Raw genomic sequence first — 7,992 nt, forward strand, 5'->3', positions numbered from 1 at the left:
GGGATGGTTTTCTCCCAAGGTGCTTTCACGAATGGAGAGCGATCGTTGATAGAGAAGTTCGGCAGCCCCATAGTTACTTTCTGCCTGGTACAACGATGCCAAATTATTGAGGCTTTGAGCCACATCCGGATGATTGTCTCCGAGGGTGGCTTCATAAATGGAGAGCGATCGTTGATAGAGAGGTTCGGCAGCCCCATAGTTCCCCTGAAGACGATACAACAATGCTAGATTATTGAGGCTTTGGGCCACATCCGGATGATTGTCTCCCAGGGCACTTTCCCGGATAGAAAGCGATCGCTGATAGAGGAGTTCAGCGGTCCTGTAGTTCCCCTGTTCCTGATACAACAATGCCAAATTATTGAGGCTAGTACCCACACCAGGATGGTTGCTTCCCAGCGCTGTTTCCCGTAGGGCCAACGCTTGCTGAGCCAGGGGTAAGGCTTCCTCATAACGCCCCTCCCTATAAAGCTGAATTACTTGTTGATTTAGGCGACTGGCCGTTGCTAACTGTGCTTCTAATTCCACAGCCTGAGCAGAGGACTCCTGTAGATGCAGCGTATAGGAGCCTAACGCGCCAACACTGTAGGAACTGGCAACAAGGGTATAGGTTCCAGCAGAGGGCAACACCACAACAATGCGAGAATTTGTTCCATCCCGATCATCGTTCTCTGCAATTAGATTTCTTTCTCTATCGAGCAACGTGAGACGGGTATCAAACTCCCCACTTTTCATCTCGATTGCAATAGCCTGCCCTGCGTTACCGGAAAAGGTATGAACATCGTAGTAACGGCCACCCGGTGAGGTTGGGTCATTGGTATCCAGTTGTCCCGTTAGAATCTGGGATTGAAAACTACTAGCCTCCTGAGCCCAGGCTACTTCTGGGGAAGACGCCAGAATCGATGGGAGAACGGATACAACAAAGGCGATCAGCGGTAGGGTCGGGAAGTCCAGGGAAGGGTTCCGGAGGCACATGGGAAGGCACTGGCTAGAGCATTTCTTCTACATGTTCTTGGGGAAGAGGAAAGTATGCAAGGGGTGGATGAGTAGATGGATGGACGAAGCGAATCGCTTATCGACGAGAACAAGGAGTAATAGTCGTGCGACCGTCTCTCTGTATTCTTTTCAAGTTCTTTTTAGCATTAGTTCGGACAGTTTTTCTGAAACCCTTGATTTTGCGTGCGCGAAGCGCACGCAAAATCAAGGGTTTCAGAAAAACTGTCCAGAGTATTGTTTTAGAACAGTTAGAATTTCACGCTAGGCTTCTGGTACTGTTGCTATAGCATTGACCAGATCCGCACCCAAGAAATACTCTTCCGCAAAAATCGGGTTGATAACAAGTAAGGTTAAATGCACACAACAAAAAGCAAGGTGACGCAAAGCGTCACCTTGCTTTTTGTTGTGTGCATTTAACACGACATGATATGAGTAGGGGAAAGATACCGGACAGCCGATCCGGCATTTGGGTAAGGCCAACTTCTTGTTGCAGGCGATTGCGATGGCGATCGCCCTAACTCATCGCCAATGTATCGTAACTAGCGGTGTTTTTGATGATGTTTAGGAGGCGATCGCGCTCCAAATCTGAATCGACCCCTTTCATCAAAACCACTACTCCAGAAACTACTGGAGCCAAAACGGCTACCATAACTGCTATAAAGCGTGCGATTGACCCTGCAAATTAGTAGAACCAATGGCCAATGCCAACAGAGTTGCTGCGGGAAAACTAACCCCGTCGAGGCTAGCAATCAGACCGGGATGTCCAGCTATTATTCCCACCAGTATCAGACCAGGGGGCCAACGTTTCATGGAATACGTTCCTTCCAGCAATCGGGTCTGTTGACATATAGATTGAAGGATGCAGTGGGCATGGGAGGAGAAGAGCGATTCTCATTCAGAATAGCTATTTTTCACTCCCTATACGCCCTATTACTCCTATGGTTATCATATTGAAAAATCTATCTTCTTCTCTTGCATAGATTATTATTTTTTTCTCACTATATAGAGGTAGAACCTACGCTCTTTTCTGGCCCCTCTGATCTCATGTTTAGCCCGATTTTTTATCGAGAAGTTACACAATTGCCCTTAAGCTCTATTCTTGTATTAGGTGTTACTTATAGCTCTCTTTGAAAAGAACAGTAGAAATGTAACTTCTTTATCATTTTTGTCCAGCTTTTCAAAATTGTAGGGACTATTGGTGCACCACAGCTAAAAATAATGGTTTACTGAACATCAGTTAAGAAGCTAATAGGTAACAAGCTAAGATCATTCTTATCTAATTGCTTAAGCCTACTTCTGCTTTCGTTAGTGTACATCTTAACTTAAAGAATACCGATGCCTTCCTAAGGTTTTTAGCGTCCGTTTGCATTGCAATACTTTGGAAACAATTTAATCGCCTATCATTTTGTAACCATGATGCAATTCACGACTAGCTTCATTCAAATAACCAAATCAAAGTTATCTTACGCAGCTGCTATTGTATCTCTAATATCCTGTGCAATCTCCCCGGTTAACGCTCAAGTCACAGAAGGCGTGATCAATGGTGATAACCTTGTAACCATCAATGGAATACCGTGGGCAGCAGATGGATGGCGTTTTAGTAAAGTTCTTGAGATTCAGCGAGATAGCATAGATTCGACCGTTGTCGGTCGAGTAGTTTTAGATCGACACGGCGAAGACTCGCAACCTATCCTGGGGATTCGGTCTCCTTTCGCTGCGCCAAGACCAGGGCGAGCTGTATTAGTTTCAGCTTGGAGTAGTAACAACGACGGATGCTCAGTAGAGCTAATTCTACAAATTGCGACTACACCTGATCAAGTAAACAATGTTAACTTGATTACCCCAACCCGGCTCGACATGATGATTAACGGACAAAGAATAACGTTGAATGCTGTAGAAGATGCTCCTGGTGTTGTTGATAGATCTGCCTCGTTCCCGTATGTCTACTCCACGACAGTAAATAACCAGAATAATGAACGGGTATCCGTTAACCTTCCTGGCGTTTGGGTAATGGCAAGGCACTTGTTTGTAATTGATGCCGATGTTGCAAGGGCTCTGAGTAATGCTCCAGCTCAAGATATACCCATTCGTATCACTTTGAGAAATCTCTCGCCCGTCACGATTCCTATTGGGGAAAATACCGTGGAGAGGTGGTCTCGTGTGTATAGCTATAATCCATCTTGTACTCCCGTTAGCAGCTGATATAGTAGATCAACATGATGCTGAGTCGGTATTTGCATAGTTTTTTACTGGGTCTAGCCATTAGTACGTTCTCAGTAGCAATTCTTAAGTTATCCCTACCAGTAAGGGCTAATGAAAGAGCCCCAAATACAGCAGATGTCAATATTGAGTTTGGAAATACCAATACTGACCGTTATTCTACTGGACGCCGAGTTGCTTTAATCATTGGTAATGCTAACTATCGCATAGGAGGGCAGCTTCGTAATCCATTAAATGATGCACAAGATATGGAAAGAGCCCTCCGAGGGCTAGGTTTTGAGACCATATTAGTAACCGATGCTACCTTACGTGAGATGGAAGAAAGCTTGAATGAGTTTTCGTCAGCTATTCGCCAAGGTAGCGTTGGAATTTTCTACTATGCGGGACATGGTGTTCAGTCGGCTGGGGAAAACTATTTAATTCCTGTAAATGCCCAAATAGAGGTAGAGCAAGATCTGCGTTATGAAGCACTGGCTGTGGGCCAAGTTATAGGTCGCATGGAAGCTGCAGAAAACGATGCCAATATTCTCATTCTAGATGCTTGTCGAGATAACCCACTTGCTCGACGCTGGCGCTCTAGCCAGCAAGGACTGACTGCAATTACGACTAGCACTGCAGAGGGTATCTTTATTGCCTATGCAACAGCTCCGGGGGATGTTGCTGACGATGGTGCAGGTCGTAATGGAACTTTTACCGGTGCGCTATTAAGGCATATTAGAACACCAGGTCAACAACTTGAGCAACTCTTTAACGTAGTTAGGGCTGAAGTTCGAGATCAAACTAATGGTGAACAAGTTCCCTGGACAGCTTCATCGCTCATCGGTAATTTTGCTTTTCTTCCTGAACCAGGGCAATCCCAAGTTACTCCTGCTTCTCCAATTAGCGCCCCACTAGCTCCTATCACGAACGTGACTCCTCGTCGATTGCCCTGTGCAGGAAGTGTATGTGAAGGCTTGCCATCACCGTAGTGCGTAATGTTGGAATAACCCTTGGACGTGTTACAAGTTTGGGCTACCCTTGCTATCACCTAAGCTGAGCCACCACTGTCGACGGAATTACTGGCAGCAGCCAGCTTTGAAAGTGCTCCATCGTCTCCTTATAAAACTGATTCCGACCTTCCTCACGCTCTAGGCGATCGCGTCATCGTCATTCCCTACGGCTCCCTGTTCCTTGTTCTTTTCCAAGCTCTGATAGATATTAATGATTATCTAATTGCCCTTATCAATGCATATCCTCCCTTGTTCTCACAATAAATTTGAGTAAGGTGGTACAGAACTCCGGGGTGCTGCTTTTCTGTAGATGTTCTTGATTGTTCTTACAGTAAAATTTATTCTTTCATGTCCGCTATGAAACGTCGCCATTTTCTCCAATTTGCAGGCTCTACGCTGGCCACAATTGGTTTAAGCCAAACGAACTTCCTGCGGCAGGCTGACCAATACGGTCGTGTTCTAGCTCAGTCCACCCCTCGAAAACTGGCCCTACTGGTAGGCATTAATCAATATGCAACTCCTGTCGGCAGCCTGCGTGGATGTTTAACGGATGTGGAGTTGCAATATCAACTCTTAGTGCACCGATTTGGGTTTAATCCAGCAGATATTGTTATCGTCTCCGACAATCAGAGTGATGATACTCTTAAACCATCGCGACAGAACATCTTGAGAGCTTTTCAAGAACACCTCATCCGTCAGGCACGGCCCGGAGATGTTGTCGTATTCCACTACTCTGGTCATGGTGGCAAAGTACGAGATCCCAACCCCATTCAGATTGCAGTCTGTGGTGAGGGACAAATTCCTGGTTTGAATGGAACTTTGGTGCCCAATGACCCCATGAATCTCAATCAATTAGGGGCCGAAATTGTGGTGCCTGACATTATGGGGCGGACACTCTTTCTATTAATGAATTCTATTCAAACGGATAACCTCACGACTGTGCTAGATAGCTGCTATTCCGGTGCAGGTACACGAGGCAATATTACGGTACGGGCTGTAGGTTCACGATTAACCCGCAATGGAAACACGCTTATTGCTAGTCCGGAAGAAGCAGACCTGCAAGAACGGTTGATGGCAGAACAGGGTCTTAGCTTGGAAGACTTTCAGCAACGACGTAGTCAGGGCATTGCCCGTGGCGTCGCGCTGGGATCGGCTAGCTGCAATCAGGAAGCAGTCGATGCTGTGTTTGGCACCTTCAATGCAGGAGCATTCACTTATCTACTAACCCGCTATCTATGGCAACTTCCAACTCCCCAAAGCTTTACCACCTTGCAAGCGAATCTGCGCCGTAGTACACGGGCTGAAGCTGCAACTTGGGGTAAACCTCAGGAGCCAGTGCTCGAGGTGAAACCCGAGAGTAATTACGAACAGCAACCGTTCTACTTCATTCCTCAATGGCAAACTCCACCGGCAGATGGGGTAATTACGAACATCAGCGATGGTCAAATTGAGTTCTGGCTAGGCGGCATGGCCACGCAAACCTTGTACGCTGAAAATACAGTGTTTACTGTGTTGAACAGCTCAGGGGAAGTTGTAACAGATAACGATGGAAAACCGATCGCCCTTCAGCAAACAACCACGACATCAAGTCCGCTTGTAGGACGTGGGGAACTGGTTTCCGGGGAATTATCTCAGGTGCAACCAGGTATGTTCCTGCAAGAACAGATTGTCGGTTTACCGGCCAATCTTGAGCTCGTCGTGGGGTTAGATGCCTCACTAGGGGGGGAAATACAGACGGCGATCGCCATCCTCCAAGCGACCCTCCAGACTCGTTCCGCTGAGGGCCAGGAAGTCCGTCGCATCCGGGCCATTCCCGTCGATTCCCAAAATGCCGTGGACTGCATTCTTGCCCGTGTGAACAATGATCTGCGTCAACGCGTTGCTCCGGTTGATCAAGCTGAGTTGCCACCATCTGGAGTTGTAGCTCTCTTTACACCTACCCTGACCTTTATCTCGCGTACCGATGGAGCTAATGGTGAACCTATTACAGCGGCAATCAATCGGTTATCCCCTCGCTTCAAGTCTCTGCTAGCCGCTAAGGTCTTGCGGGCGATCGCTGCGACAGGTTCTGACCTCAAGGTTTCAGGAGAAGCCTTCGTACCTGCTCGCCCCGATGCCCCTCGAATTCCCCTAATGAACCGTGAAACGGTGGACAGCCGCAATGCGTTACCAACCTCCTTTGAACCGTTTGTGGGTGGCGATGTCATTCAATTACAGGTCAAAAATGACGAAATCAGAGCCCTGTATATCAGTTGTTTGCTAATCAATAGCCAGGGGGATGTGATTGTACTTCACCCTGCCCGTTGGGATGCACCAGAAGAGGCTGCACGCATTGACAAGGGTGAGACCTTAGTGATTCCTCGTGCGGAGGACAATGTGACGGTAACCCTGCGGGGAACGGGCTTTTTGGAGATAATTACGCTGGTTAGCACTAGTCCCCTTCGTAATGCGCTACGAGCATTGCAAAATATTGCCCGAGGCCAAGGGCGTGATCGAGGTGCCGTATTCACCGGTGATGCAGATCCACTTTCCCTGATTGATAATCTGTTGGGGGATGTGGATGAGTTATCCCGCAGCGGTGATGCTACGGTTGATGTGACCTCTACTCGTGCCGCCGATCGCGCTATCAGTAGTCGCACCATCGCTACCTTCTCAACCTTGCTGGAGGTGCGATCGTAATAACAAGTAAGGTTCAATGCTAATGATAAAAAGTGGTGCGACGCAAAGCGTCGCACCACTTTTTATCATTAGCATTGAATCCAACGGGATATTAGAACTACGCAAGTGCGAGTCTAAAAATAGATTTCATTAAGCATATCGCCCACATTCCTGCATACGCTCAAGACTATAAAACTATATCGAAGTGTAGGGCGATTACGGTAACGCTCTACTACACATTCACTCTTTTCTTAGAGAAGGAAGAACGAACCATGGAAGAACTCAAATACCAACAAAACACTCTGGTATCTAATGAACTGTCTGAAATGAATTCCCTTCAACAGCTCTCGGAGGATGACCTGGATAACGTATCAGGTGGTATATCGCTGAACTTTGGTGACATTGAAAACTTCACCCAAAATTCTGGCAGCTTCTTCGAGCAAACGAATCTCTCTGTTGATCAGGCAACCTTTGCTGGACCAAATGGGAGTGGCACGTTTTCGAGCGTTGACTTCCAGCAAATCAAGAGCGGTGCATTTCAAAACATTGGCATTAGCTGATGAAACCTGGCCTCTCTAAGCATTGATCGGGGCCAGCTCAAGTACGTTCTATGAGGGATGGGTGTTTGAGTCTACAGGGTTGATGCGCAGATCCTCCTTTACTTCTCTAAACACCCATTTCTCTCCCTGATACTTGCTGTAGAGGATTCGATGATGAGCGTGGATGAGCATTCCTTAGATTTAGCTCCTGTTGAATTATCAGAACAAGAACTAGCAGAAATATCAGGTGGCATTGATGCAGTCTTTACTTTTACGGCCATTGAGGGTGAGAATGTTTCGTTTCAATCAAATTCCTCAGGTTCATCCATCATCACATCATCCAGCCTGTCTATTACAACCTTCCAATTCTACATTCCAGGCTTCGAATCGATGGAGGATGTTTTAGACGCTTTTGCTGGCTTATCTCGGCTATTTAGCCAACGAGATTAAATCTCCAGATGTGTTTTACTCCATGGAAACGAGCTATGTTTATTTGTGGTGTATGAGTAAAGGAGAAGAAACGGCGTATCCTGCTGGATAAGGAAAAAGACCAGACGAGGATACACCATGAATAACGACAATCTTATTGCATT

7 protein-coding genes and 1 pseudogene are annotated in these 7,992 nt (G+C 46.8%); 5 read left to right on the plus strand and 3 right to left on the minus strand.

The window, feature by feature from the left end; genetic code table 11:
• Positions 1-9: 9 nt before the first annotated feature.
• From H6F91_RS27520 to H6F91_RS05500, 3 genes and pseudogenes are all read right to left on the minus strand, one after another.
• A pseudogene (locus H6F91_RS27520) lies at positions 10-972 on the minus strand (tetratricopeptide repeat protein); the annotation flags it as partial.
• A 535-nt stretch (positions 973-1,507) separates the two neighbouring features.
• Entirely contained in the window at positions 1,508-1,642 is a 135-nt protein-coding gene (locus H6F91_RS28230; RefSeq protein ID WP_277874364.1) for a hypothetical protein, read from the minus strand.
• Between the two features lie 5 nt (positions 1,643-1,647).
• On the minus strand, positions 1,648-1,803 hold the full coding sequence (locus H6F91_RS05500) for a hypothetical protein (RefSeq protein WP_190774015.1): 156 nt from the start codon (positions 1,801-1,803) through the stop codon (positions 1,648-1,650).
• 558 nt (positions 1,804-2,361) lie between these two features.
• On the opposite strand from H6F91_RS05500, the gene H6F91_RS05505 reads away from it, so the two are divergent.
• From H6F91_RS05505 to H6F91_RS05525, 5 genes are all read left to right on the plus strand, one after another.
• Positions 2,362-3,195 carry a hypothetical protein gene (locus H6F91_RS05505; protein WP_190774014.1) on the plus strand — a complete coding sequence of 278 codons (834 nt, stop codon included), beginning with the start codon at positions 2,362-2,364 and terminating at the stop codon, positions 3,193-3,195.
• A 14-nt stretch (positions 3,196-3,209) separates the two neighbouring features.
• The gene (locus H6F91_RS05510; RefSeq protein WP_190774013.1) at positions 3,210-4,181 is read left to right on the plus strand and encodes a caspase domain-containing protein; all 972 of its coding nucleotides are present in this window, start codon (positions 3,210-3,212) and stop codon (positions 4,179-4,181) included.
• 378 nt (positions 4,182-4,559) lie between these two features.
• Positions 4,560-6,881, plus strand: a complete 2,322-nt coding sequence (locus H6F91_RS05515; RefSeq protein ID WP_190789248.1) for a caspase family protein — start codon at positions 4,560-4,562, stop codon at positions 6,879-6,881.
• Between the two features lie 251 nt (positions 6,882-7,132).
• Positions 7,133-7,420: a CTB family bacteriocin gene (locus tag H6F91_RS05520; protein ID WP_190789249.1), complete on the plus strand. Its 288-nt coding sequence runs from the start codon at positions 7,133-7,135 to the stop codon at positions 7,418-7,420.
• A 150-nt stretch (positions 7,421-7,570) separates the two neighbouring features.
• Positions 7,571-7,849, plus strand: a complete 279-nt coding sequence (locus tag H6F91_RS05525) for a hypothetical protein (protein ID WP_190789250.1) — start codon at positions 7,571-7,573, stop codon at positions 7,847-7,849.
• Positions 7,850-7,992: the final 143 nt, after the last annotated feature.

The organism is Leptolyngbya sp. FACHB-8 (assembly GCF_014695575.1).
Classification (GTDB): Bacteria; Cyanobacteriota; Cyanobacteriia; order Elainellales; family Elainellaceae; genus Vacuolonema.

Coding starts and splice junctions, on each gene's coding strand:
- H6F91_RS05515 (WP_190789248.1), top strand. CDS start 4,560: ATGAAACGTCGCCATTTTCTCCAATTTGCAGGCTCTACGCTGGCCACA.
- H6F91_RS05520 (WP_190789249.1), top strand. CDS start 7,133: ATGGAAGAACTCAAATACCAACAAAACACTCTGGTATCTAATGAACTG.
- H6F91_RS05500 (WP_190774015.1), bottom strand. CDS start 1,803: ATGAAACGTTGGCCCCCTGGTCTGATACTGGTGGGAATAATAGCTGGA.
- H6F91_RS05510 (WP_190774013.1), top strand. CDS start 3,210: ATGATGCTGAGTCGGTATTTGCATAGTTTTTTACTGGGTCTAGCCATT.
- H6F91_RS28230 (WP_277874364.1), bottom strand. CDS start 1,642: ATGGTAGCCGTTTTGGCTCCAGTAGTTTCTGGAGTAGTGGTTTTGATG.
- H6F91_RS05525 (WP_190789250.1), top strand. CDS start 7,571: ATGATGAGCGTGGATGAGCATTCCTTAGATTTAGCTCCTGTTGAATTA.